This is a genomic window from Lentzea sp. (assembly GCF_035525475.1).
Lineage (GTDB): Bacteria > Actinomycetota > Actinomycetes > Mycobacteriales > Pseudonocardiaceae > Lentzea.
Genome location: NZ_DATLEC010000194.1, coordinates 16,137 through 41,221 on the forward strand (window position 1 = coordinate 16,137; position 25,085 = coordinate 41,221).

General features: G+C 69.5%; 14 protein-coding genes. 6 read left to right on the forward strand and 8 right to left on the reverse strand.

The window, feature by feature from the left end; all coding sequences use genetic code 11:
* Positions 1 to 239: 239 nt before the first annotated feature.
* From VM306_RS30335 to VM306_RS30345, 3 genes are all read right to left on the reverse strand, one after another.
* A complete protein-coding gene (locus VM306_RS30335; RefSeq protein ID WP_325521173.1) occupies positions 240 to 3,341 on the reverse strand; it encodes a LamG-like jellyroll fold domain-containing protein in 3,102 nt (1,033 codons plus the stop codon).
* Between the two features lie 162 nt (positions 3,342 to 3,503).
* Positions 3,504 to 5,726, reverse strand: coding sequence for a hypothetical protein (locus tag VM306_RS30340; protein ID WP_325521174.1), 2,223 nt, complete (start codon positions 5,724 to 5,726; stop codon positions 3,504 to 3,506).
* Between the two features lie 23 nt (positions 5,727 to 5,749).
* A complete protein-coding gene (locus tag VM306_RS30345) occupies positions 5,750 to 14,965 on the reverse strand; it encodes an RHS repeat-associated core domain-containing protein (RefSeq protein ID WP_325521175.1) in 9,216 nt (3,071 codons plus the stop codon).
* Positions 14,966 to 16,032: 1,067 nt separating this feature from the next.
* Between VM306_RS30345 and VM306_RS30350 the strand changes: the two genes are divergently transcribed.
* A complete protein-coding gene (locus tag VM306_RS30350; RefSeq protein WP_325521176.1) occupies positions 16,033 to 16,809 on the forward strand; it encodes an SAM-dependent methyltransferase in 777 nt (258 codons plus the stop codon).
* A 199-nt stretch (positions 16,810 to 17,008) separates the two neighbouring features.
* On the opposite strand, the gene VM306_RS30355 is transcribed toward VM306_RS30350, so the two are convergent.
* Entirely contained in the window at positions 17,009 to 17,521 is a 513-nt protein-coding gene (locus tag VM306_RS30355; RefSeq protein ID WP_325521177.1) for a hypothetical protein, read from the reverse strand.
* Between the two features lie 180 nt (positions 17,522 to 17,701).
* On the opposite strand from VM306_RS30355, the gene VM306_RS30360 reads away from it, so the two are divergent.
* The 3 genes from VM306_RS30360 to VM306_RS30370 are packed head-to-tail and all read left to right on the forward strand — an operon-like array spanning position 17,702 to position 19,271.
* On the forward strand, positions 17,702 to 18,217 hold the full coding sequence (locus VM306_RS30360; protein WP_325521178.1) for a hypothetical protein: 516 nt from the start codon (positions 17,702 to 17,704) through the stop codon (positions 18,215 to 18,217).
* A 41-nt stretch (positions 18,218 to 18,258) separates the two neighbouring features.
* Complete coding sequence (locus VM306_RS30365; RefSeq protein ID WP_325521179.1) at positions 18,259 to 18,555, forward strand: hypothetical protein; 297 nt, start codon at positions 18,259 to 18,261, stop codon at positions 18,553 to 18,555.
* Positions 18,552 to 19,271, forward strand: coding sequence for a polysaccharide deacetylase family protein (locus tag VM306_RS30370; RefSeq protein WP_325521180.1), 720 nt, complete (start codon positions 18,552 to 18,554; stop codon positions 19,269 to 19,271). The genes VM306_RS30365 and VM306_RS30370 overlap by 4 nt, the downstream gene beginning before the upstream one ends.
* Here VM306_RS30370 and VM306_RS30375 read toward each other — a convergent pair.
* Positions 19,268 to 20,140, reverse strand: coding sequence for an SDR family oxidoreductase (locus VM306_RS30375; protein ID WP_325521181.1), 873 nt, complete (start codon positions 20,138 to 20,140; stop codon positions 19,268 to 19,270). The two genes, VM306_RS30370 and VM306_RS30375, sit on opposite strands and share 4 nt — an antisense overlap.
* Positions 20,140 to 20,865: an SDR family oxidoreductase gene (locus tag VM306_RS30380; protein ID WP_325521182.1), complete on the reverse strand. Its 726-nt coding sequence runs from the start codon at positions 20,863 to 20,865 to the stop codon at positions 20,140 to 20,142. The genes VM306_RS30375 and VM306_RS30380 overlap by 1 nt, the downstream gene beginning before the upstream one ends.
* A 93-nt stretch (positions 20,866 to 20,958) precedes the next feature.
* Here VM306_RS30380 and VM306_RS30385 point away from each other — a divergent pair, with 93 nt between their 5' ends.
* The gene (locus VM306_RS30385; protein ID WP_325521183.1) at positions 20,959 to 21,630 is read left to right on the forward strand and encodes a TetR/AcrR family transcriptional regulator; all 672 of its coding nucleotides are present in this window, start codon (positions 20,959 to 20,961) and stop codon (positions 21,628 to 21,630) included.
* Here VM306_RS30385 and VM306_RS30390 read toward each other — a convergent pair whose 3' ends face one another.
* Complete coding sequence (locus VM306_RS30390; RefSeq protein ID WP_325521184.1) at positions 21,631 to 22,380, reverse strand: NPP1 family protein; 750 nt, start codon at positions 22,378 to 22,380, stop codon at positions 21,631 to 21,633.
* A gap of 708 nt (positions 22,381 to 23,088) precedes the next feature.
* On the opposite strand from VM306_RS30390, the gene argG reads away from it, so the two are divergent.
* Positions 23,089 to 24,534 carry an argininosuccinate synthase gene (gene argG, locus VM306_RS30395; RefSeq protein ID WP_325521185.1) on the forward strand — a complete coding sequence of 482 codons (1,446 nt, stop codon included), beginning with the start codon at positions 23,089 to 23,091 and terminating at the stop codon, positions 24,532 to 24,534.
* 49 nt (positions 24,535 to 24,583) lie between these two features.
* Here argG and VM306_RS30400 read toward each other — a convergent pair whose 3' ends face one another.
* Positions 24,584 to 25,045, reverse strand: coding sequence for a hypothetical protein (locus tag VM306_RS30400; RefSeq protein WP_325521186.1), 462 nt, complete (start codon positions 25,043 to 25,045; stop codon positions 24,584 to 24,586).
* Positions 25,046 to 25,085: the final 40 nt, after the last annotated feature.

Here is a 25,085-nt window from a genome sequence, read left to right on the forward strand (position 1 = left end):
CGAAGCTGGCGAAGATCGGGTGGAACCGGGCGGCGAGGATGTCGGACCAGGCGACTGGTAACCGGGCAGTGGTGAAACCTGTGCGATTCTCCAGCGCGCCCGCTGCATTCATCGGCTGGAGGTCGCCGGTCTCGTGTGCCGCGGCAGCTGCCTTTGGTGTGGGCCGCTGCTCACCGCGAGTCTCACGGGCTGACTCTCCGTGCGGGGGTGAGGGCCGCGAAGCCCTCACCCCCGCACGGTCACGAGGCGTTGCTGAAGGGCAGGTGCACGGCGGTCACCGGACCGAGGTCGGCATCGCCGGTCAGCTCGGCGTCGGTGAGCGCCCGGCGGTGGACCCGGAACTCGTCCATCGTCCCCCTGAACCGGTTGGTGCCGTCGGGTTTGGCCCCGAGCCGGATGCCGTCCACGGCGAACGTGTCACCGTAGGTCAGCGATCCGGCGACCGGGCCGCTCGACCGGTTACCGTCCACGATCAGCTCCACCGTGCCGCCGGACCGCCGGACGGTGACCAGGTGCCAGGCGTTGTCACCGAACGCCACCGAGGCCGACGGGTCGGGCACGGACACCTCGTAGGAGCCCGTGTCGGTCTGGAGATAGCCGCAGAAGCGGTCCTGGCCGGGCTGGGCGCGCAACCAGATGGACCGTTCGGTGGCTCCCGTGCCGTAACCCCAGAAGATGACCTGGTCGGCCGAGGTGGCGGTGGCGGAGTACTTCACCCACGTCGAGGCGGTGAAGTCGCCGTCGCCCAGCGCGATGCTCGGGCGGTAGGGCAGGTGGACCTCGTCGTCCGTGCCGTCGAACTGCAGCCCGGTGCCGTACCGGCCGCCGACGACCGCGGGTGTGCCGGAAACCCTGGCGTGCACGCAGTGCGCAGAGGCGTCCGGGGTCTGCGGTCCGGTCACCGGGTCCGCGACGTCGTGCGCCTGGGTGTTCTGGCCGTCGAACGTCCACCACAGCGCGGGATCGGCAGGGAAGCGCCCGGTGGCCGCGGTGCCGAGCTCGGCGGCGGTCAGTGCCCGGTGGTACAGCCGGAAGTCGTCCAGCGAGCCCTGCAGCACGTCCGTGCCGTCCAGTTTGGACCCGAGCCGCAGGCCCCTGATGCCGTCGGCCTGGTCGGCGCTCACCGAGCCGGTCAGACCGGTGGCCGTGGCCGGGGTTCCGCCGTCCACGCTCAGCTGGACCTGACCGCCGGTGCGGGTGAGGGCGAGCAGGTGCCAGGCGTTGTCACCGAACGCCGTCCGGCCGACGGTGTCCGGGAGTGCGACGCTCACCGACGCGGTCGGGGTCTCCAGCCAGGCGAGCAGCCGGTCCTGGCCCGGTTGGGCCCGCACCCACATCGAGCGCTTGCCCGACGTGCTGCCGTACGCCCAGAGCAGCGCCTGGTTGGGAGTGCCCGACGTGGCGCTGTACTTGAACCACGCGGCGACGGTGAAGTCGCCGGAGCCGAGGTCCAACGTCGGCGAGAAAGGCGCTTCCACGCCGGGGTGCGCCGAGTCGATCTTCAACGCCCTGCTGGTCTGGACGCGCCCTGGGTCCGGTTGGATCCCGCCGAGCACGGTCGCGGTCGCGCAGTTGCCGGACACGTCCTCGGTGATCGGCGTCGCCGTCCTGGCGGGCACGGCCGCGCCGTCGACCTTGGTCATCGCGAGGCTCAGGACCCGCTCGTCCCGGGTCAGCGCGACGTTCCTGATCCTACCGGCGAAGGCGTCGCTGACGCCCGCGTCCTGCTTGCCACCGAGCCGGATGCCGGTCACACCGCCGCTGACGGCGCCCTCGATGCCCTGGGCGGTCGCCGACGCCGTGCCCGTGGTGAGCCGCAGCTGACCGCCGGTGCGCACCACGGTCAGCTGGTGCCAGGCGTTGTCGCCGAACGCGACCGCGGTGCTGCCGTCCTTCACCGACGCGGTCGCGCCACCGTCGGCGCCCTCGACCCAGGCGGTGACCTGGTCCTCGCCGGGTTGCAGGCGCACCCAGACCTGCGGGGCGCCGGAACCTGACCCATATCCCCAGAACAGCACCTGGTTGCGGGTCGAAGCCGTTGCCTGGTAACGGAACTGCAGGGACAGCGTGAAGTCGCCACCACCGGGGTCGATCGTGCGCGAGTACGGCACGTCCGCGTAGTCGCCGGTTCCGTCGAGCAGCAGGCCGTCGTTGATGGTCGCGTTTCCCTTGAGGTAGGCATCGTTCGCCTCGGGGGAACTGTCCGGAGTGGTCGGTCCGGCGGCCTGGGCGGGCTGGCTCGACGGCGTGCCGACGGTCGTGCCCGGCAGGCCGAGCTGGGCCGGGGTGAACCTGGTGAAGCGGATCTCGTCGGAGGAGAACGTGGTCCCGCCCTCGTACAGCAGGCCGATCTCGCCACCGGTCAGCTCGGCGACGTCGGAGTAGCCCGCGCGGTCGTTGGTGACCAGCCCGTTCGGCGCGCTCGCCCAGGTGGTGCCGCGGTCGGTGGAGTACCGGACCCGCATCTGCTCGCGGTCCTGGGGATCCGCGGGACCCGAGAAGATCAGCACGTCACCGGGGGTGCTCCGGTAGGTCTGCTCCAGCGCCAGGACCGAGCCCTGCACGTTCGGCGTGACCAGCGACGGCACCAGGGAGAACTTCGGCATCGTGGTGCCGCCGTCGGTGCTGACCGCCCTCGCCCGGTGGTCGCTGTCGTCGACCTCGTTGCGCGCCCCGGCGTACACGGAGCCGTCCGGCAGCTCGGTCACCACGATCTCACCGGGGCTCAGCACACCGTCCACATAGGAGTTCTCGGTCTTGCTGGCCTGCCAGGTCTCGCCGTGGTCGTCGCTGTAGAGCACACCGGCGTACACGGTGCCGTTCGACGGTTTCTGATGCGCGCCCACGACCAGACGGCCCGCGTGCGCGCCGTGTTCGAGCTGGATGCCGTGCGCGGGGCCGGTGGCGAACCAGCCGTCGTTGGTGCCGTCCATGCTGGCGCCCAGCGGTTTCGGTGCCGTCCAGGTCAGGCCGTCGTCGGCGCTCTGCTGGATCCACGGCAGCCGCTTGCCGGTGTGCGTCGCCTCGTTGGACGTGGTGACCAGCAGGACCTTCCCGGTCGTCCGGTCGACCACCGGGACCGGGTTGCCGCGGGTGAACGGCGCGAACGGGTCGGTCGGCGACCCCTGGGCGACCACGCGGATCGGGCCCCAGGTCCGGCCTTCGTTGGTCGAGCGGCGCACGACCAGGTCGATGGCACCGCGATCCGCGCACGTGGCCGACCGACGGGCCTCCGCGAACGCCAGCAGCGTGCCGGAGGCGGTCCGGGAGAGGACCGGGATCCGGAAGCAGCCGTACCCGTTGGTGCCGCCGCGGTACAGCACCTGGTGCGCGCCGGACACGCTGACACCGCTGGCGGTCGCCGGCGGAGGTGCGAAGGGGATCAGGAGTAGGAGTGGCAGAAGAACTCGCAGGAGGGGCATGTTCGCCTCGTCGTCGATCGGGTCAGGTCCGCGAAGAAGCGGGGCCAGGCCAGGCCTGACCCCGCTTCCGCCGTCAGCTGGTCACTTGCGGGCGTAGAAGTGCGGAACGCCGTTGATGGTGATGAAGCCGAACATGACGGTCTGGCCGTTGGAGTTGAGGAAGAGCATCGTGGACGGATCGCTCGACGCGGGGTCGGAGTTGCCGACGCCGCCGATGAGCTGTTGCTCGCCCCAGGTGTTGCTGCCGGTCGCGGTCTCGTAGAACCGGTAGATCTCGTTGTCGGTTCCCCGGTACGCCACGGCGATCCGGCTCGAGCCGGGGTCCTTCTCCGCCGCGGGCGGGCCCGCGGTGAGACCGGCGCCGACCACCTGCCACTCGGTCGGCCAGGCACCGCCCTGGTCCTGCAGCTTGGTGTGGATCAGGCCGTCGGCACCGCGCACGAACAGCTGCGGGACGAAACCGGGGCGCAGCACCACGGCGGGCTTGCCGTTCAGGCCCTGACCACCGAGGTCGGTCCAGCCCGACACGCCACCGTCGTCGTAGTACTGCATGGTCCGCACCGAACCGGCACCGTTGACACCGAAGATCCGCACGCCGCCCTGGACCGCGACAGCGCGGACGGTGCCCGGCACGAGGTCCTGGTCACCCAGGCCGCGCCAGAACGGCACGGAACCGGCGTGGGCGTAGGACCACAGCTTGCCGTCGCTGTCCGACGCGAACAGCACGACCGTGCCGTCGCCGAGCTTGGCGACCTCCGGCGGTGCGGCCATCGACCCGCCCAGGTCCACCCACGGTTCCCAGGTCGTGGTGTCCAGCCCGGTCTGGGTGCGGGACCACACGGCACCGCCGGGCCGCAGGGCGAAGATGCGCATCTGGGCGGTGGACAGCTGGGTGATGGCGGGCTGGCCTGTGAAGGACTGCCCGTCGGACAGCACCGTCCAGTCGACGGCACCTTCGACGTCCACCTGTTCCTGCCTGCCCCAGCGGATGTCACCGCCGTCGTCCACGTAGGTGTGGTGCAGCAGACCCGCGTGTGCGTCGCCCACCGGAGCGGCCATCGTCATGGAGATCTTGGAGTCCTGCTCGACCGGCACGGTCGGCACCGGGTCGGCGAACCACCCCTGCAGGTCCACGATCACGTGCGCGGGTTTGGAGCTGCCGTTGCGGATGCGGATCTTGCCGTCGGTGCCCGGCTTCAGCACGGTCATGTTGCCGCGCCAGAGGTCGGCCTTGAAGTCCATCACGGACACCGAGGGCTCGGTCTGCCCCAGCGGCCACGCCTTGAGGTAGCCGGCGGCCTCCGGGGTGACGATGATGTTGACGGCCGCGCCCGCGACGCCCTGGGTGGCCATCCCGGTGATCCCGCCGACCTGGACGTCGAGCGTGGCGTTCGCCGCGAGCGGGGAGCCGTTGCCCGCCGTCCTGGTGTTGAACAGGCGCTTGGTCAGGTCGCGCAGACCGGCGCCCTGGTTGGACACCTTGCCGAAGTAGCCCTCGGCGGTGATGACCAGGTTGACCGCGTCAGGACCGTTGTTGCGGAAGGTCACCTTGCCGTCGGCCGACAGGGCGAGCACCGCAGCGGACTGGGTCGCCCCCGCTTCGAAGTTGACCACCGTGCGGTTGACCGCGGTCCCCGGCCCGGCGGCCAGCGAACCGGCCGCCGGTGCGCCCGGCACCAGCAGGTTCACCTTGGCCGCGGCGGCACCGGCGGGCACCACGCCACCGGTCAGCGTCACCGTGCGGCTGCCGCCGGCCGGGATGGTGCCGGTCGTGGTGCCCGTGCCGGAGCGGGTGTCGACCACCCTGGTGTGGGCGACCGGGACGAAGCCGCCGCCGGTCACGCCCTGGGCACTGGTGAAGTAGCCCTGCACCTCGGCCACCATGTGGGTCTTGCCGGACGCGTTGTAGATCGACACCTTGCCCTGCGCACCGACCTCCACCACGGCGACGTTCGAGATCTGCTCGCCCACGCCCGCCGAGACCATGGTGGTGCCCGGCCGGTTCTGGCCGGCCGGCCACGCCACGGCCCACGTCGCCTCGGTCGGCTTGAGCAGCCCGATGCGCAGCACCACCGAGCCGACGCCGGTCGTGGGCACCGCTCCGCCGGTGACCGTGAACGTGGTCGTGCTGGCCTCGCCGCGCTCCCCGGTGGCACCGATGCCGGTCAGGGTGTTCAGCACCACCGGTGACGACGGAACCGGAACGTAGTCGCCACCCTTGCCGGCCGCGTCGGCGTGCGCTGCCTGCGCCCCGGCGAGGGGCACCACCGTCGCGACCAGGACGGCCGCCAGTGTCGCTCTCATCGTTCTCAACACGGTGTCTCTCTTCATCTCGTGGAACCTGTTGGCGCGGGTTGTCCGTTGCCGTCCTGAAGCAGGCCGAGGTTGACCAGGCCGGGCCCGGATCCTTGTGGGTTGTAGAGGAAGTTGGGCACGACCTCGTGCTTGTTGATGCCCCCCGGCCTGCCGTCCCTGTAGACGCCCTCGGCCGTCATCTCGAAGGAGACCGGAATCGTGCGATTACCCGAGTACTTCGGAATCACCTTGTAGTAGACGACCTGACCACCCCGAACCGCGGAGGCGACCTGACTCTCGAACGCGCGCATGTTGTCCTCGACCCGGCCCGCACCTCTGACCCAGTAGTTCGCGGCTCGGCTGCAGGTCGCCACGTTCTCGTGCTTCTTGCCGCTGCCGCCGAGCACGGCCGCGAGCAGGTGGCAGGAGTTGATCGTCGAGCTCGCGGGCAAGCCGTAGTTGTTCGCGACGTGGTCCCGCGCCCATTGATAACCCGGTCCACGCACGGCCCTGTTCTCGGGATGCGTACTGGTGACGCACGCTTCGACGCCGGTGGCGCGGTTGCCGTGCGCGGAGTCCACCGGCATGTAGTTCGGCGTCGGCAACGACTGGCGGCAGTCGCGCCTCTGCCGTTGCCGCTGGTCGGAGAGCATCCGGTGCGGTTCCTCGGAACCGTGGACCGTCACCACGACCGCCCGCGACGCGGCCGACACGTTGTGCATGATCTGGCCCGCCGCCCGCACCGCCCCCTGGTAGATGTTGTCCGCGTCGGCCCGTGCGTCGTCGACGACGTCCCGTTGCGTCCCAACCCGTCCGGCCGGGGCCTTCGGTGTCGAGGACACCTGGTCGGGCTCCAGCAGGATCGGCTTGGTCGCCGCCGCGCTCACCGGGATCGGCGTGTTCTTCGCCGCGGCGGCGTTGTCCGCACGCGCCTTGTCCGAGATCGCCTTCGCCCGGAGGTAGGCGGCGATGCGGGCGGCCTCGGCACGGGCAGCGGCGTCGTCCTGCGTGTCGATGTCGCCGTCACCGTCGGTGTCGTCGCGCTTGCCGGGGTCGTTCGCGATCTCCCACGGCGATCTGCCACCACCGCCACATTGCGGCGTCCACGCGTGTGTGTCGCAGAACTGGTCGCGCACCGACGGCTGCTGGCGCGCGTTCATGAAGTAGTCACCGCAGGTCATCCCGCCGGACCACCGCTCGCACCCGTCGTAGGGCATCTTGGTCGGCTCGAGCACCATCCACGCGACCCGCAGCGGGGTCGAGATCCGGCCCATTCCCCACCTGGCGCCCTTGCCGATCCTGGACCACCACGACGTCTTGGGCGGCGTGATGTGCACGGGCACGCGGGGAACGCACACCGTGTACCCCTTGCCCACCTGGCAGGAGTGGCCGGTCGGGTCGGTGTTGGTCGCCGGGTTCCCGGCCCCGTAGCCGTAGCGGTTGGCGTTGACCGCCGAGCCGCCGCTGGTGTCGACGTCGTCGCGGGAGGCGAACCCGCCGGTAGCCGGGTCGTACCAGCGTGCGCCCATGTCGACCTGACCGGACGCCGGGTCGGTCCAGTCGCCCTGGAAGCCCAGTGCGCCGGTGTTGCCCGTCTTCGCGGTCACCTTGCCGAACGGGTCGTACGTGGTCGAGTCCGGCAGCGCGCCCAACGTGGTGTCCGCGGGGTCGAAGCCGCCGACGACATCGCCATGAGCATCCGAAAGGGACAGTCGCTTGGTGCCGCCCCGGCTGGTGGCCACCAGTTCATCGCTCGGGCCGCGGGCGTACGTCTCGTTCCCGTCGGACACGATCTCGTCGTTCTGGCCCGCGTAGGTGAACGTCGTGCCGTCGCGGGTCGCGACCCGGTCGAAGCCGTCGTAGGCGTAGGTCCGCGCCCCGGCGGTGATCATCCGGTCGAGCGCGTCGAAGCCGAACTGCTGGGTCTGCGAGCCGGTCGTCTTCGACCGCAGCGTTCCCCGCGGTGAGTAGGTGTAGGTGCTGTCTCCGTCGGACAGCAGCCTGTTCCGCTCGTCGAAGGTGGACGCCTTCGCACCGATCTTCGCCCGGTTGCCGGCGTCGTCCCACTCGTAGCCGGTGGTCACGCCGCCAGTCGTGCTGCTCTTGAGCCGGTAACCCTTGTCGTAGTCGTAGGTCGTCGTTCCGGCGCCCGCCACACCCGTCGTGGTCCGGCTGGCGAGGGTGTCGGTCGGGTTGTACCCGTACGTGGTCGACGTGACCGTGGTGCCGGCGGAGTTGGTCAGCACGTCCGACCTCAGCCGGGCGAGGTCGTCGTAGCCGAGGGTCCGCTTGCGGCCGGCACCGAGGTCGATCGTCTTGACCGCACCGGTGTTGTCGTAGCCGAACTTCTGGCTCGTGCCGGTCAGTCCGTCGGCCACGGTGTCGAGGCGGCCCCTGTCGTAGCCGTACGCCGCGGTTCCGGCGGCGTCCTTGCGGCTGAGGACGCTGCCTTCCTCGTCGTAGCGGTACTCGGCGGCGCCACCGGGACCCGTTGTGGTCAACAGGTTCCCGCGGTCGTCGTAGGTGTAGGTGTTGTTGCCGCCCACCGCGCTGACCGTGCGCAACCTGTTGGACAGGTCGTAGCCGTAGGTGGTCGTCGCGGTCGGCGCCTCGGCACCGGTGCCCGTCTCCGACTTGGGCCGGTTCGCCGCGTCGTACTCCCGTTTGGTGACGACGCCGCCGGGCGCGGTCATCTGCACCGCGTTGCCGTTCTCGTCGTAACCGGTCGTCCACGTCCGGTCGGCGGCGTTGGGATGTGCCGTCGTCGCCGGGTCGATCGTGGACTCGGGCAGGCCGAGGCTGTTGTACGTGGTGATCGTGGAGTTGCCGCGGCCGTCGGTGTAGCGGGTCCGGTTGCCGGCCGCGTCCACGCCGTACGAGCTGGTGATGGACCTGGTGTCCGCCACCGGCTCGACCTGGCTGATCAGCTGGTTGGCCGAGTTGTACGCGTAAGTGCGCACGGTCCGGTCCGGATCGGTGACCGTGGTCAGGTTTCCGGCCAGGTCGTAGCCGTACGTCGTGCTCCGCAGCACGGAACTGTCGGCCTTCAGCGCGTTGTCGGCGATCTTCTGGCCGAACGGGTCATAGATCACCTGGGAGGTGCGGCCCTGCGCGTCGGCGGCGCGGACGGTGTGCCCGGCGAAGTCGTAGCCGTACTGGACCTGCACGCCGGTCGGGTCGACGGTTGCGGTCAGCTGGTCGAGCGAGTCGTAGGTGTTGGTCGTCGTGGCCTGCTTCGGCGAGATCGCGGTGACCACGTTGCTCGCGTCGTCGTAGACCACCTTGCCGGTGAACGCTCCCGCGACCGGGATGCGTTCGACCGAGGTGGTCGTCACCTGGCGGTCGAGGTCGTCGAAGGTGGCCTCGGTCCTGACCCCCGTCGGGTCCACAGTGGACAGTACTCGGCCCGTGCGGGTGTAGCCGAACGTCGTGACGGCGCGTTCGTCGTTGGTCGTCCTCGGCGCGTCGACCGTCGCAATTCGGTTGAGCTGGTCGTAGGTGTTGCGCGTGATGTTGCCGCGCGGGTCCTTGACCTCCACGACGTTGCTGTTGCCGTCGTACTTGGTGAAGGTCGTCGGTGTGACGGCCTGCGCGGCACCGGGCGCCCGGTAGGACGGCTTGGCCGAACTCGTCACCCGGCCGTTGCGGTCGTAGGTCGTGCGGGAGATGTTGCCGAGCTCGTCCTTGTGGTCGACGAGCTCGCCGAACGTGTTGTACCCGGTCGTCGCGGCCGGGGTGACCGTGGTCGCGGTACCGCCGCCGCTCTCCGCCGCCAGCGGTGCCGCGGTCGAGGTGACCAACTGTCCGATCTCGTCGTAGGCCAGCCGCGCGGTGAACGCGTCCGGGTCGGCTCCGGCGGCGTTGCCGCGGGGGTCGGTCGTCGACGTCGCCAGGCCGCGCTGGTCGTAGCGCGTCTTGGTGACCCGGGAGACGGTGCCGGAGGAGATGGTCTCCTGGATGACGTTGTCGGCGTCGTCGTAGTCGTAGGTCACCTGTTCCTGGTTGTTGCCGGTGACCCAGGGGACGTTCGACGGCTTCCCGGTGGTGGTGACGGACTTGACGTTCCCGTTGCCGTCGTAGGTGAACGCCGTGCCGCGCATCAGCCCGGCCGGGTCGGCGGTCGAGGTCACGACCCTGCCCAGCTTGTCGTACGCACTGGTCTTGACCGTCTTGCCGTTGGCGCTCACCTGACGCGTCGGGTTTCCGGCACCGTCGTAGGTGTTGTCCTCCAGCACGAAGTCGCGGGTCGTGCCGTCGGGGTTGCGGAACTTCTTGAGCACGGCCTTGGCCAGCAGGCCGTCGTCGAAGTACGTGTACTCGGTCCGCCGCCCCATCGCGTCGGTCTGGCTGGCGAGCCGTCCGGCGAAGTCGTAGCTGTACGCCGTGAGAACCAGGTGGTCACCAGTCGTGGCCGGCGCGCCTTCCGGATCGCTGCGCCAGTCGCGCAACCGGACCTCGGCGAGCGTGTTGCGTCCGGTGTAGGCGTAGTCGTAGCGGTTGCCGTTCGGATCCGTCGTGGACGTGATGTTGCCGAAGGCGTCGTGCTCGTACCAGATCTGGCCGCCCTCGGGATCGGTCGTCGTGATCGTGCGGCCGTGGTCGTCGAGGGTCGACGTGGTGGTGCGGGCGGGGTCGTTGCCCAGCGCGTCGGCGACCTCGACCGCCGTGACGTTGCCGTCCTGGTCGTAGGTGTTGGTGATCCGCTTCTGGTGCTTGGTGTTCGTGACCGCGTTGGTCGTCACCGGCAGGGTGGCGGTGCGCACCCGCGACATGCCGTCGTAGGTGTACGTGGTCACCACACCGGCGGCGAAGCTGTCCGAGACGTCCTTCTTGCTGATCATCCGGCCGAGCGGGTCGTAGGAGTACTCGGTCGACCGGCCCGACGGCTCGGTCACCTTCCCCAGGTCACCGTTGGCGTAGTAGGCGTACCTGGTGGTCTTGCCCCGCGCGTTCGTCATCGACTCGACGAGACCCGCGGGCTGGGTGCCGCCGCCGACCGCCCCTTCGCTGCCGGTCGTGTACTTGTACGACGTCTGCGTGCCGTCAGGGGATGTCTGCGTCGCCAGCTGGCCGCTCGGGTGGTAGGCGTACTGGACGCGGTAGGTGCTGTCGGTCGCGTTCGCCGAACGCGCGTCCCTGCTCTCGGTCGGCAGGTTGTTGCGCGGGTCGTAGAGGTTCGTGACCGTTGCGGCATAGGACTTGTACGACGTGTAGCACTCGTTCGTGCTGGTGTCCCGGCAGGTCTTCGTCGAGGTGACGTTGCCGCGGGCGTCGTAGGTCATCGTGGTCGGGTTGCCGTTCTCGTCCCGGACCGTGGTCAGCGCGCCGTCGTCGTTGTACTCGAACGTGCGGATGCTCAACCCGTCCACGCCGTATCGGACGAACACAGGACCGCCGGAGTCGTCGGGGATGACGGTGCAGAACGCGGGGTCGTTCGGATCGGGCTGGGTGCACTGGCGCACGGGGTCCGGTGGCGTCTCGGCGGGCTCGCCCGGTTTGTCCTCCGGCCGGGTCTCCATGCCGAGCGGCTGGCCGAGGCGCAGCAGCCTGCCGCTGAGCGCGTCGAACTCGTACAGGCTCGTGCGGTTGCCGGGGTCGAGCACCTCGACGCTGCGGCGGAGGTCCGCGTCACCGCCGTACACCGTCGGTGCGCCGATCTTCCACACACCACCGTTGTTGTCGGTGTACTGCTTGACGCGGTCACGGCCCACGTCGTAGGTGGCGAGGGCATCGACCCGGCCGCTGGGCAGGGTGACCTTGCTCATCAGGTCGGCCTGTGCGGTCGCGGCCTTGTAGTGGGCCGCGACGGACGCCGCACCGAGCGGGCCGGAGTAGAGGGCGACCTCGTCGATCGTGCCGCTGTAGGACCGCTGGGCGGTCGTGCCCCACGACGGCCACGAGCCGGGGGTGCTCGCGTACGCGGCGCCGATCTGGTTGAACGTCAGCAGGGTGTGGTCGATCGTCTTGCCGGTCAGCTCACCGACCTTCACGCCGTCCAGGTAGAGCGTCTGGGTCGAGCCCATCGACGACAGCACGACGTGGTGCCACCCGCCCTCGTTCACCCGCGTCGGCGAGGTGATCGGGTTGATCGACCCGGTGCCGAACTGCCCGCGCAGCTTGCCGTCGGTACCGACGTACAGCACCGGGACCCCGGTGGTGCTCGCCGAGCCCAGGGCCTTGTCCTGGTAGCCGAGCAACGGGCCGCCCGAGCCGGTGAGGGTGTTGCGGAACCACAGCTCGACCGCGCCGTCGCGGCTCTTCTTCACCGTCCCCTTGGGCAGGTCCACAGTGGACGTGCGGCCGTCGAAGAACGCGGCGGTGTCGGTCGTACCGGCGAGCGAGCCCGCCTCGTCGAGCGCGACGCTCTTGTAGGTGCCGCCGTCCTTGCCCAGGTTCACCGCGACCTCGCTCGCCGCCGCGGTCCCCTCGTCCTCTCCCAGCCGCCAGTACGACTCCGGCCGCGAGTCGAGCACGGCGCTGCGGTAGTGCGAACCGGCGCTGTACTCGTAGTTCGTGCAACCGGGTGTCGGCCCGCACACCTTGGTCAGCAGGTCACCTGTGTAGGTGTAGTTCCAGCTCAGCGCGGCACCCGCGACCGGGTCGGTGTCGAGCTTGGTGACGCGGTCGCCGGTCCAGGTGAAGGTCAGCGACCGCCCGGCGGTGTTGGTCTGGCTGTTGGCCACCTGCGCCTTGCGGAGCTTGCCGTCCTGGTAGGTCAGCACGATCGACCGGTTGGACACGTCGGTGATGCGAGCCAGCTTGCCGGTCGCCGCGAACTGGTAGGTCGTGCCGGACTGGTCCAGCAGCTTCAAGCCGGTGCCGTCGGGCGTGAGCGAGGCCGTCCGGCCGGCCGGGGGGACGTAGGTCCCGTTGGCGTTCCGCCCGAACCGGACCGTCTGCCCATCCGGATAGGTGACGACGACGCTGCCGGAGCCGTCGTCGTCGGACACGACCTTCATGTCGAACACGCTGGTCCAGCCGGCGCCGAACATGCCGTCACGGCGTGAGTCGATGCTGTTGTAGGTCCTGGTCACCGACAACGCGGGCCCGGCCGTGCTGACCGCCGCGTCGACCGCGGACGTGGAGTAGTTGCCGGTCTGCGGGTCGAAGTCCCGTTCCTGCAGGCCACCCGGCGACGACGACACCCGCGCGGTGATCTCCGGCTGCGGCACGTTCGCCAGCAGAACCGAGTACTGCGAGGGCACTTCGGTCGTGGCGTCCTTCACGAAGGCGCGCCACATGTAGGTCTTGCTCCAGCTCAGCGTGCCGGCCGGGACCGTCCACGCCGTCTTGGTCCCGTACCCGGAGTTCGTGCAGCTGACCGGCTTGCCGGCCGTGTCACGTTCACAGATCTCGAACTTGAACTGCAGGTTCGAGCTCGGCGGCGCGTCGATGTCCAGCGCCCGTGCCCACAGCTGCGGGGTCAGCGTCGGCGCCTGGTACCCGTTGGGCGGGAACAACTCCTGCAACACCGGCGGGATGTCGAAGACCTGCAGGATGATCCGTCCGGGCGGCACCTGGTGATCGGTGAACACCGTGCCACCGCTCCTGACCATGGTGAAGTCGAGGAAGTACTTGCCGGGCGGCATCGCCTTGATGGTCGCGTCGAGCGTGACCTTCCCGTTGCGCTGCACGGTCGAGGTCAGGTTCGCCGCACGCTGCTGCCCGAAGGCGGAGCCGTCGGCCTTGTACGCGCGGTAGGCCAGGTAGTAGTCGCCGGGAGCCCACGCGGCGGCGCTCTTGTTGGTGACCTGGATCTTGACCTTGCCGTTCTGGTTCTGCAGCACGGGCGGGTTCGGCCGCGGGTCGGTCAGCTTGTAGGTCGCGTTGTACGGGCTGTGCGTGACGTAGAGCTTCGGCGGGTTCGCGGTACCGCGGTCGGTGAACTTCTTGGCACCCGAACCGCGGATCGACAGCCCGTAGTTGGGCTGCTCGCCGTTCACCCAGCGCTGCACCAGGTCCCGGCCCGCACCACCGAGGTTGAACAGCTCACCCGCGCGGGGGCAGCGAGAGGACGACTCCCCGAACGCGATGTAGCCGTGCGCGAACGACTTGCCGGCCAGCGCACCACCGACCGCAGGCCCCGGATAGCTCCCGGAACCCGACGACCAGTTCTCGGTGACCGGGTGGACGTTCACCTGCCGCGGGCTGCAGGACTCGGCCTCGAAGTTCACCATCCACAGCTGCGCACCGAAGATCGTGTGGTGCTGCAGCCGGTTCACCAGGTCGCCGAACTTGATGTAGGCGTTGGCGTTCGGCCCGATCGCGAGCTCACCGGTCCCAGCCGCGCCCGCCGTCATGCTGGCATCCGCCGAACCGCTGTCGACGGGCAGCTGCACCGTCGGGTCGACCGCGACCGGAAAGGCCCGGCTCGGGTCCTTCAGCCAGGCGGTGTCCACCGTCAGCTCGAGCGCGCCACCGTTCAGCCGGTAGCCCACGCCCTTCGACACGACACCCTTGGCGTCCACCATGTCGCCGGGCGGGATGACGGCACGCCGCGCGCCCTTCTCGTCGGTGAACACGACCTGACCATCACTGAGCTGTGGGGAAAGCCCCTTGAGCCGCAACGGGAACGTGAAGCTGGCCGGTGCGTCCGGCCCGGCCAGCACGAGGGTCTCCTTGACCCCGCCCGGCCGTGACTCGAGCTTGAGGTCCACCCCGGTCCGCACCGCGGGATAGACGATGGTGGCGCCGTCGACCTTCGGCGTGGAAGCCGCGGCACCCGCCAGGGTGTAGGACACCGAGTGGTTCGCGTCGACCGCCAGCGTGACCAGGTCGGCGGCGTCGGCCTGCTTGGCGAAACGCAGCCCCACCTCGTCAGCGGCGTTGCGCCACCCCTTGCCCTGATCATCCACCAGCGTCGGGTCGATCGGCGTCCAGGTGCCGTCCTTGCCGCGGTAGTGGAGCTTCGCGGTCGAGAACTCGGTGGTCTCGGTGCCGTCGGCGTTGGCGTAGACCCGCTCGTGCTCCGTACGCCTGGCAGCCTGCTCGGTGCTGGTCTTCTCGTCGAACCCGGTGGCCTCGGCCGGTGGCGCCTCCGCCTCCGTGACCACCTGGTCGGCCTTCTGGTCCCAGACCTGCCTGGGGTAGCGACTCTTCTGGCTCGCAGGCAACGTCCGGTTCTCCGGTCTGCCCTCGAAGTGCCGACCGGCGCCTTCGGCGGCCGACCCCCACACCTGCTCAGGCCCGCGCATCCCCGCGTAGGCGCCCCCGTCCCTCAGCCAATCGCTCGCCGAGTCACCGGTCACCGACAACACCATGAGAGCCGCAAGCCCACCCGCGGCAACTTTCATTACACCGCTGGGCAACAAGAAGAGGCCGACAAGGCCGGCCCTACGTCCGCGCACGTGATCCCCCAAGCTCAACTGCCACATGGCCGACCGCCGGCGCCTCACAGCGCGCGACGGCAACGCCGATCTTTCTGACAACGTTGACAAACACGAAGAACCGCCCTCTCGCCGAGCGGAGTAGAGACGGAATCAGGCGTCGATCAGACGGACGACGGACCGGTTCGCCGCATTGAACGGCGGCGTGACCACGGCGGCGACCACCGTGGCATCGAGGAGGATCGTGCGAGCAAGACGAATCATCGACTGTCCCCAGTTCCATGATCACTACGGGTCGCACGACCCGTCGTCGACAAGTTAGGAACTGGCGCTGACAAATCGCTGACACGTGACCGCAGTCACAGCGGACCGGGTGTCAGGAATCCGAATCGGACGCTCGCAGGTGTTCGCCGCCTGCACGTTTCGCCGAGTGCGCGTTGCTCGACGTTCTGCTGGACTACTTTACGCCAGAACGGCAAGCAGATCCAGATTGCGATTTCGCGGCCGGTGAGCAAACACCAGGTGACGCGACAGCGAATTCTGGCCGCACCGACGCCCGATGTCCATTCAGGACAGACCTCGTCATCGTCTCCGCGCTGCCCGCGGCTGTGGCACGGGTCCACGCCGGCAACGGCCGAGGAAGCAGGCACGTGCGCGGCCCCCATCCGCGTCGACGTCTCGGCATGGCCGGCGCGGCAGCCCGAAGACTGGTGACGCTGGCGGGAACACGGTGCTCCCTACGTTGCGCACCTGCGGCTGTTGCCGTGCCTGGGGCAGCACCGTCGTTCGCATTCCGGCGCACTGCCCAACACTGGCTCGATCGGGTGGCATCATCGACATCAGGTTGACTCGCCAACGTCGAAAGGTCAGGCCCGTCGAGTGCAGACCCCATCCGAATCCGATCACCTGACCAGAGCCGGTGCCCTCACTCCCGGACTGCGCCGGTGACCGCCCGGTACGAGGCCCCGGGAGAGCAGGTGCCATCCGGGGTGGATCCGGAAATCCCCAGCGCGGCCAGGGCGTATGACTACCTGCTCGGCGGAGGCCACAACTTCGCCGCGGATCGTGAGCTGGCGGAGAAGATCAAGGTCGTGCAGCCGGGCGTGGTGCGCATCGCTCAGCAGAATCGGGCGTTCCTGCGCCGGGCGGTGCTGTTCATGCTCGACGCGGGGGTGCGCCAGTTCCTCGACCTGGGCTCGGGCATCCCGACCGTGGGCAACGTCCACGAGATCGCCCAGACCGCCGCGCCGGACGTGCGGGTGGTCTACGTCGACTATGACCCGGTCGCCGTCGCGCACAGCGAGTTGCTGCTGGCCGGCAACGACAACGCCGACATCGTGGACGCCGACATCACCCGCCCGGACGACGTGCTCGAAGCCGAATCGACCCGCCGGTTGCTCGACCTCGACCAGCCGGTCGGACTGCTGGCCGTCACCATCGGCCACTACATCCCTGCCGAAGCCGACCCCGCGGGCCTGTTCGCCCGCTACCGCGACGTGCTGGCGCCCGGCAGCTACCTCGCCCTTACCCACCTCACCGACGACTTCACCGCCATCCGCGGCGAGCAGATCGTCCACACGATGAAGTCCTCCCGCAACAACGTGTTCCCGCGTACACGGAAGGAGGTGCTGGAGCTGTTCACCGGCTACGAGCTCGTCGAGCCGGGCCTGGTCACCACCTCGAGCTGGCGGCCCGGCAGCGGCCCATCCGACGTGCAGGACACCGGGCAGGACGGCCTGTACGCCGGCGTCGGACGACGCCTGTGACACCCGTGGCGTCGTGCGGTCGATGTCGACGCGATTGCGGTGGCAGCCGTCCAGGTCAGGAGTCCGGCGAGTGTCGTTCTCCGCGGCCCGTCGCCACGTCCACCGCTGGGTGTCTCCTGTCGTTGTCGCTCGGGTGAGGAGCGGTCGGCGGGGGAGTGAGTGGTGGAAGCAGACTGGTCGGCGCTGCGGCCGTGTGAGCTCAGTGCGTCTTCGGGGTGTAGCAGCCACCTTCACCGTTCGTGCCGTCGACGAAGATCCTCACCAAGCCGGGCTTGAGGTCCCCGAGCACGCAGGTCCCGCCTTCGAGGGTGATCGTGAACCCGAGGAAGCGCTGGTCCGGGTACGGCTGCTCCACCTGCGGCTGCAGCTCGGCGAGCGCTTTCCCGGTGGTGTCGGCCGAGAAGTCGCCCGATTCGCACACCCGCTTCAGGACGGGGCTGACGCGGGCGACCACGTCGCGGCCCTTCGCGGTGGCCTCGACGCCCAGCGGTGCGCGCTGCTTCCAGCGGTTGTTCTCGACGTGGTGCGGCGCGACGTCCGGGCCGCCGCCCTCGGTCGGCTGGCCGGCGAACCGCTGCACGGGCTCCGGCACGTTCTCCTCGACCTGGCACGGTGCGGCCTGGTGCGTGGGCTCCGGGACCGGCTCATCGGACGAACCGCAGGCCCCACACGACAACAACGCGACGGCCAGGGCCCCCAGAACTCTTCCCATGCCACGCACTCTGTCACATCCGGGCGGCCTGGCAGAGGCCAGCGCGGCGATGACGGTGGCGATGACCGGCAACTTGAAGTGCCGAGCGTCGACCGCGTCGTATAGGCAAACGTAGCGGGGCTGATCGGAGTATCGGGTAACAGCCGCACACAGTTCACGGACGGCATGATCGTGACAACTTTGAGTGCACGACTCATGACGGTTCTGGCGTCGGTGGCGATCTGTGGCGGTCTGGCATCGGCTACGGCCCACGCGGCGGCACCAGCTGCTTCCCCGGTGTCCGTGCTGGCGACTTGCGCGAACCAGGGCACGCCGGTCTACGGCGATTCGGCCACCTCCTACACCCCCGACTGCGGCACCGGCTACCGAGTGAAGGCCTACACCAAGCGACTGCGCTGGGACGGCTTCTCCGGCGGCAGCCCGGTCAAGTCCGCCCGCATGCAGAGCTACGTGCGGTTCGAGAGCAACAACGGCAACGGCCGCGACGCCCGCAACACCCGCGTCACGTGCACCGACAACTACGGAGGCGGCGAGTCCGACTCCGAGGGCAAGGCCACCAAGACCACGGTCACTTACAGCACCCCTGGCATCCCGCCGGGCGCGGCGGTCACCGTGACCTGCACCCACGAGGCGACCTACAACGGCATCACCTACTCCACCTCCACGATCCAGACGATGTACGCCCCCATTCCCTGACCCAGGATCGGCACAGGATGCTGACGGCGGGAGGAAGGTCAATGCCTCCCGCCGCCGGCGTCACCGGGCAGGGCCGGATGCCGACCGTGGCGGCAACCAGACGCACTCGATGTGCTGTCGAGTGCGACGCCGACGACCCGGACGACCAGCCCGACAGCGGTGACGGACCGGTGCGGTTCGAGGTGCACCGGCCCGCCGGCCCCTGCGCCTGGATGGACGCCGTCATCGCTCCCGGCGCCTTCAAGGCGTTGCGCGGCAAGGGCGGCGTCCGGTGCGTGCCGCTCGACGACGGGGTGCTGTACGCCGGGAAAGCGGTTTCGGCCATAGTGGGCGCATGAAGTGGTTGCGCCGCAAGCCGACGATCATCACCGCGATCGTCCTCGTCGTGTTCCTCGCCGCCGCCGCAACCCTGTGGAACGTCGCCGGCGCCCGCACGTTCCAGTTCTTCGGTGAGCTGGTCGACCGCGTCGACACCGACGAGAAGGTCGTGGCGCTGACGTTCGACGACGGCCCCGACCCGGCAGGCGCGCGGCAGGTCCTCGACGTCCTCGACGAGCAGCAGGTCAAGGCCACGTTCTTCCTCATGGGCCGCGACCTGGAGAAGCACCCCGGTCTCGGCAGGGACATCGCGGGAGCCGGCCACGAGATCGGCAACCACACCTACCACCACCAGCGCATGATCGGTGTCCTGCCGAGCACGGTGGCGAAGGAGGTCGAGGACACCGACGCCCAGATCAGGAAGACGGGCTACCAGGGCGACATCCACTTCCGCCCGCCCAACGGCAAGAAGCTCTTCGCACTGCCGCACTACCTCGCACAGCACAACCGCAAGACGATCATGTGGGACGTCGAGCCGGACTCCGCGGGCACTCCCGGCACGGAGCAGATCGTCCAGGAGACGCTCAGCAACACGAGGCCGGGCTCGATCATCCTGCTCCACCCCATGTACGGGAGCCGCGACCAGACGCGGCAGGCGCTCAGGCCGATCATCACGGGGCTGAAGGAGCGCGGCTACCGGTTCGTCACCGTCTCCGCGCTCCTGCGAACGGCCTAGACGAGGTCCGCCAGCTCCGCCCGCCGCAGGAACTCGGCCCGCACCCGGTCCGCCACCGCGTTCACGACCTCGGCGCCGTCCGACGACGGGTCGACGTGCACGCGGAACGGCGGCTTCTCCGCGTCCACCGCGGACACGATCGCGTCGGCCACCGCGCCGACGTCCGCCCATTCGGGCTCCAGCTCGGCGAGACGGGCGCCCACCTGGTCCATGAGACCGGGGTAGAGCTCCTCGTAGGCCGACGCGACCTCGGTGTCGTCGGGCGTGCCGCTGTGCGCGAAGTGGTTGGTGCCGTGGGTGAACGCGCCCGGCACGACGATCGTGGTCTCGATGCCGAACCGCAGCAGCTCCGCGCGGTACGACACCGCTACCGCGTCCATCGCCGCCTTGGCCGCGAAGTACGGGGCGAGATACGGGGGAGTGCCGCCGCGCGTGGAGCTCGAACCCACCCACACGACGTGTCCCGAGCGCCGGCCGCGCAGGTGGGGCAGTGCGGCGCGGTTGACCCGTTGCGTGCCCAGGACGTTGATGTCGTAGAGCGACGCGTACTGCTCTGGTGTGAACGCCTCCGCGGGGCCGGTGACCATGTGGCCGGCGTTGTGCACCACCACGTCCAGGCGGCCCTGCTCCGCCACGATGGACGCGATGGCGGCGTCGGCCGACGGCTGCGACTGCACGTCGAGCTCGACGGCGTGCACGTCGACATGCTCGGAGGAACCGAAGTCCGCGAGCTCGGCGACGGCAGGGGCGTTGCGGCCGGTGGTCTGCCGCATGCCCGCGTAGACGGTGTGGCCCGCGAGGGCCAGCTTCCTGACCGCCAGGGCACCGAAACCGCTCGACGCGCCCGTGACGACGATGACCTTGCCCATCAGATGATGCCTCCGTTCGCGCGGATGGTCTGGCCGTTGATCCACCGGGCGGGACCCGCGAGGAACGAGACGACCTCGGCGATGTCACCGGGCTCGCCGATGCGCTCCAGCGGCGCCTGCTTCGCGAGGTTGTCGATCGTGTCCTGGTCCTTGCCGTCGAGGAACAACGCCGTGGCCGTGGGGCCGGGGGCGACGGTGTTCACGGTGATGTCGCGGCCGCGCAGCTCGCGGGCCAGGACCAGGGTCAGTGCCTCGACGCCGCCCTTCGACATCGCGTAGGCGCCGTACTGCGGGAAGCGCAGACCCACGACCGACGACGAGACGTTGATGATGGCGCCGCCGTTGCGCAGACGGCGCGCGGCTTGCTGCGACACGACGAACGTGCCGCGGGCGTTGGTGCGCATGATGCGGTCGAAGACTTCGAGGTCCATGTCCGCGACCGTGCCGAGCGGCATGATGCCCGCCGAGTTCACGACGACGTCGACGCCGCCGAAGGTCTCCTCTGCCAGGTCGAACGCGGCGGCCACGGCCGTCTCGTCGCCCACGTCGGCCTGCGCGGCGATGGCCTGGCCACCGGCCGACTTGATCTCCTCGACGGTCTTGTCCGCCTCGGTCTTGTTGCCGGCGTACACGATGACGACGGCGGTCCCGTCGGCGGCGAGACGTTCGGCGGCTGCCCGCCCGATGCCCCTCGATCCGCCGGTGACGATCGCAACGCGAGTCATGTCGGTGCTCCTAGCTGCTGTTTCCATCGTTAACACAATCAACGTAGCACCGATATCGAATCAGCGCTACCGCTGGCGTGTTATCGTCGTTACGTGGACACGAGGGAGCGTCTGGTGAAGGCCGCGGCCGACCTGCTGGTCGAGGGGGGCAAGGAAGCGGTCTCCACGCGCGCGGTCGCCACCGCCGCGGGCGTGCAGGCGCCGACGCTCTACCGGCTGTTCGGCGACAAGGACGGCCTGCTCGACGCCGTCGCGACGTACGGCTTCGGCGGCTACCTCTCCTCGAAGCACGCGATGGGCGCGACCGACGACCCGGTCGACGACCTGCGCCGCGGGTGGGACCTGCACATCGGCTTCGGGCTGGAACGGCCCGCGTTCTACCTGCTGATGTACGGCGAGCCGCGCAAGCGCGAGGCGCGGCTGGAGGCGGACGCGATGCTCCGCGAGATCATCGGCCGCATCGCGTCGGCCGGCCGGCTGGCGGTCCCGGTCGAGCAGGCGGCGCAGTTCGTGCACGCGGCGGGCCTGGGCGTCGTGCTGGCGTTGATCGCGACGCCGGAGGACGAACGCGACCTGGGGCTGATCACGTTCACGCGCGAGAACGTCATCAGCGCGATCACGACGGACGCCTCACCGGACGAGCGGTCGGACATCCCGAGCCGTGCGATCGCGTTGAGGACGGCGCTGGAGGAGGACCCGCCCCGGATGCTGTCTCCAGCGGAACGGGCCCTCCTGGCCGAGTGGCTCGACAGGGTCGCGAAGTGATCAGGCGTTGGGGTCGAACGCGATCCCGGCCGGCTTCGCGATGCCCAGGTTGTAGTTGAAGGCACTGTCCTTGATGGCGAGCGAGGCGCTGCCGAAGTTCGCGTTGACGAGGACGTCGCGCACCCCGGCGGGGAACCGGTTCCAGCTCACGAGGTCGGGGTACTGGTAGACGCCGTAGTGGTTCTCCGCCACCTCACCCGCGCCCGCGAGGCGGAAGCAGTGCGTGCTGGCGCCGTCCTTGTGGTAGATGACCTTCGGGTGGGTGCCTTCCCACTGCACGTTGGCGCGCGGGTGGGTCTTGAACTTGCCGTGCTCCGACGTCGAGACGTACTGGGCCACGTCGTTCTGCACCCAGACGATCACGTGCTCGATGTCGTGGCGGTGACCGCAGCAGTCCCACCCCGGCACGGCCTGGTCCTTCTCGAAGTACAGGTCGTACAGGTAGGCGCACCAGCCGTTGTTGCACTTGGAGCGGCTGTAGGAGTTGGTGTTGTCCAGGTCGGACCGGTCGTGGCAGTTGCCGTTCAACGCGCCGGAGTTGTTCAGTCCGGGCGCGACCTGACCGGCCGGCGAGATCGCCGGGGTCGGGTAGCAGCCGTCACCGTCGTAGTCGAAGGCCGGCTGCCACCTGCCGTCCGCCTCCTCGTGGTTGGCGGGGATGGCCGCGGGCGGGTCGGCGAGTGCGATGCCGGGGAACAGGGCCGTGATCAGCAGCGCGCCGGCCAGCGCGGACAGGAGCTTCTTCCTCAACTTCGGCCTCCGGGAGCAGCAGGGAGTGGAGAGCCTTGCGAGGCAGAAGGTGGTACATGAACTGCGTTCACGTCTAGGTGGTTCGCCAAATCTTTGCCGTACCGGGAATTTCACACCGTCGCGGCGGAATCGATCACGGCCGGCCGGGTGCTCCCATCGGCCCAGTTCGGCCGCGTGGAGCACGCGAGTCGCAACGCCCGCTCCACTCCGGCGTCACCGCGAGTTCAAGGGCCCTGATCAACGAATGTTCACCTGGCCTGGTCACATCCTGCGGAGCGACCTTCCGGTACCCGCTGAACATGATCGCCTTCCGGTCCACCCCGCGGTCCTTCACGAGGTGCCGCCGCACCCCGGGTCGCGAGCGCCGACTCTCGCACACCCACGCCTGGTCCACAGTGGACAATGCCCGGTCCTGGATCGCCTTCAGCACGGCGGTTCCCGCGGATCGTGCACCAGCGCAGGTCGGGCCGGACGTCCTCGGGCATCGCGCGCAACGGCGAGCGCACGTTGATGCGGTCGTCGGCCGGCATGACGAGTTCGAGCCCGGTCGCCATCGGCAGGCCGAAGTACTCGTCGGGGTCTGTCATCGCGAACGAGGCGAGCTCCGGCGCGTGGAAGACTTGCCCAAGTGCCGGAGGAACTGCGTTGAGGCGCAGCTAACAGGACCCCGATGTGCATGCTCATACATCGTCGTGCATAATTCTCACCGTGTCCAAGGTGCTCACTTCACTTCCGGCCGGCGAACGTGTCGGCATCGCCTTCTCCGGTGGTCTCGACACCTCCGTCGCCGTCGCATGGATGCGCGAGAAGGGCGCGGTGCCGTGCACGTACACCGCGGACATCGGCCAGTACGACGAGCCCGAGATCGAGACGGTCCCGGGGCGCGCCGGCACGTACGGTGCCGAGATCGCCCGCCTGGTGGACTGCCGGGCCGCGCTCGTCGAGGAGGGGCTCGCGGCACTGGCGTGCGGCGCGTTCCACATCCGCTCCGGTGGCCGCGCGTACTTCAACACCACCCCGCTCGGGCGCGCTGTCACGGGCACCATGCTCGTGCGCGCCATGCTCGACGACGACGTCCAGATCTGGGGCGACGGCTCCACCTACAAGGGCAACGACATCGAGCGGTTCTACCGCTACGGCCTGCTCGCGAACCCGTCGCTGCGGATCTACAAGCCGTGGCTCGACGCGGAGTTCGTGACCGAGCTCGGTGGCCGCAAGGAGATGTCCGAGTGGCTGCAGGAGCGTGACCTGCCCTACCGCGCCAGCACCGAGAAGGCCTACTCGACCGACGCGAACATCTGGGGCGCGACGCACGAGGCCAAGTCGCTCGAGCTGCTCAACGAGGGCATCGAGATCGTCGAGCCGATCATGGGCGTCAAGTTCTGGGACCCGTCGGTCGAGATCGCGGCCGAGGACGTCACCATCGGCTTCGACCAGGGCCGCCCGGTCACCATCAACGGCAAGGAGTTCGGCAGCGCCGTCGACCTCGTGCTGGAGGCGAACGCCATCGGCGGCCGCCACGGTCTGGGCATGTCCGACCAGATCGAGAACCGCATCATCGAGGCCAAGAGCCGCGGCATCTACGAGGCGCCCGGCATGGCGTTGCTCTACATCGCCTACGACCGCCTCGTGAACGCGATCCACAACGAGGACACCGTCGCCTCGTACCACAACGAGGGCCGCAAGCTCGGCCGTCTGCTGTACGAGGGCCGCTGGCTCGACCCGCAGTCGCTGATGCTGCGCGAGGCGCTGCAGCGCTGGGTCGGCTCCGCGGTCACCGGTGAGGTCACGCTGCGGCTGCGCAGGGGCGACGACTACTCGATCCTCGACACGTCCGGCCCGGCGTTCAGCTACCACCCGGACAAGCTGTCGATGGAGCGCACGGAGGACTCGGCGTTCGGCCCGGTCGACCGCATCGGCCAGCTGACCATGCGCAACCTCGACATCGCGGACTCGCGCGCCAAGCTGGAGCTCTTCGCGGGCCTCGGCATGGTCGGCACCCGCCAGTCGGCGCTCATCTCGGCCCAGGTCGAGCCGACGAGGCTGATCGGCGACGTGCCGGACGGCGGCGCCGAGGTCATCGCCTCGCGCGGTGAGGTCTCGGAGACCGACGCGCTGCTCGACGCCGCGGCGATCGAGTCGGGCACGGACTGACCCCTCACCGGACTGACCCTTCTGGCGTGGGCGGGGCGACCCGCCCACGTCAGGTCTGCGGCCACATCGAGTAGATGACGCTCTCCGTGTCGGCGCACACGACCTGCGGCATGGCGGCCTCGGTGGCCTGGTTGCACGACAGCGTGCCGATCTCGACCGGCGGCAGGCCCGTCTTCGGCTCCCGGCGCTCGGCGTAGTAGTCGAAGAGCACGGCCGCGGCCTGGTCGCAGTTCAGCCGCCCCTTCGGGGTCTCCATCACGACGGCCAGCATCGGCTTGCCCAGGGCGCCGACGAACGGCCGGTCGCAGTACTGCGCGGGCAGGCCCTCGTAGTGGTCCGGCGGCACCCCGTCCAGGGCGGTGGTCCCGCTCTTCTTCGTGGTGCTCGGCGTCTGCTCGGTCGTCGCGGCGGCGGACGACGCGGTCCGCGCTCCGGAACCGGACCCGGTGACCTCCGAGGTGCAGCCCGCCGCGAGGACGGCGAGCAACACGGCTGTGATCGAGAACCTCATGCCTGCGTGTCTACATCAGCCCCACCGCCGTTACCCCTGG

Coding starts and splice junctions, on each gene's coding strand:
- VM306_RS30380 (WP_325521182.1), bottom strand. CDS start 20,865: ATGACTCGCGTTGCGATCGTCACCGGCGGATCGAGGGGCATCGGGCGG.
- VM306_RS30375 (WP_325521181.1), bottom strand. CDS start 20,140: ATGGGCAAGGTCATCGTCGTCACGGGCGCGTCGAGCGGTTTCGGTGCC.
- VM306_RS30365 (WP_325521179.1), top strand. CDS start 18,259: ATGCCTCCCGCCGCCGGCGTCACCGGGCAGGGCCGGATGCCGACCGTG.
- VM306_RS30340 (WP_325521174.1), bottom strand. CDS start 5,726: ATGAGAGCGACACTGGCGGCCGTCCTGGTCGCGACGGTGGTGCCCCTC.
- VM306_RS30355 (WP_325521177.1), bottom strand. CDS start 17,521: ATGGGAAGAGTTCTGGGGGCCCTGGCCGTCGCGTTGTTGTCGTGTGGG.
- VM306_RS30400 (WP_325521186.1), bottom strand. CDS start 25,045: ATGAGGTTCTCGATCACAGCCGTGTTGCTCGCCGTCCTCGCGGCGGGC.
- VM306_RS30370 (WP_325521180.1), top strand. CDS start 18,552: ATGAAGTGGTTGCGCCGCAAGCCGACGATCATCACCGCGATCGTCCTC.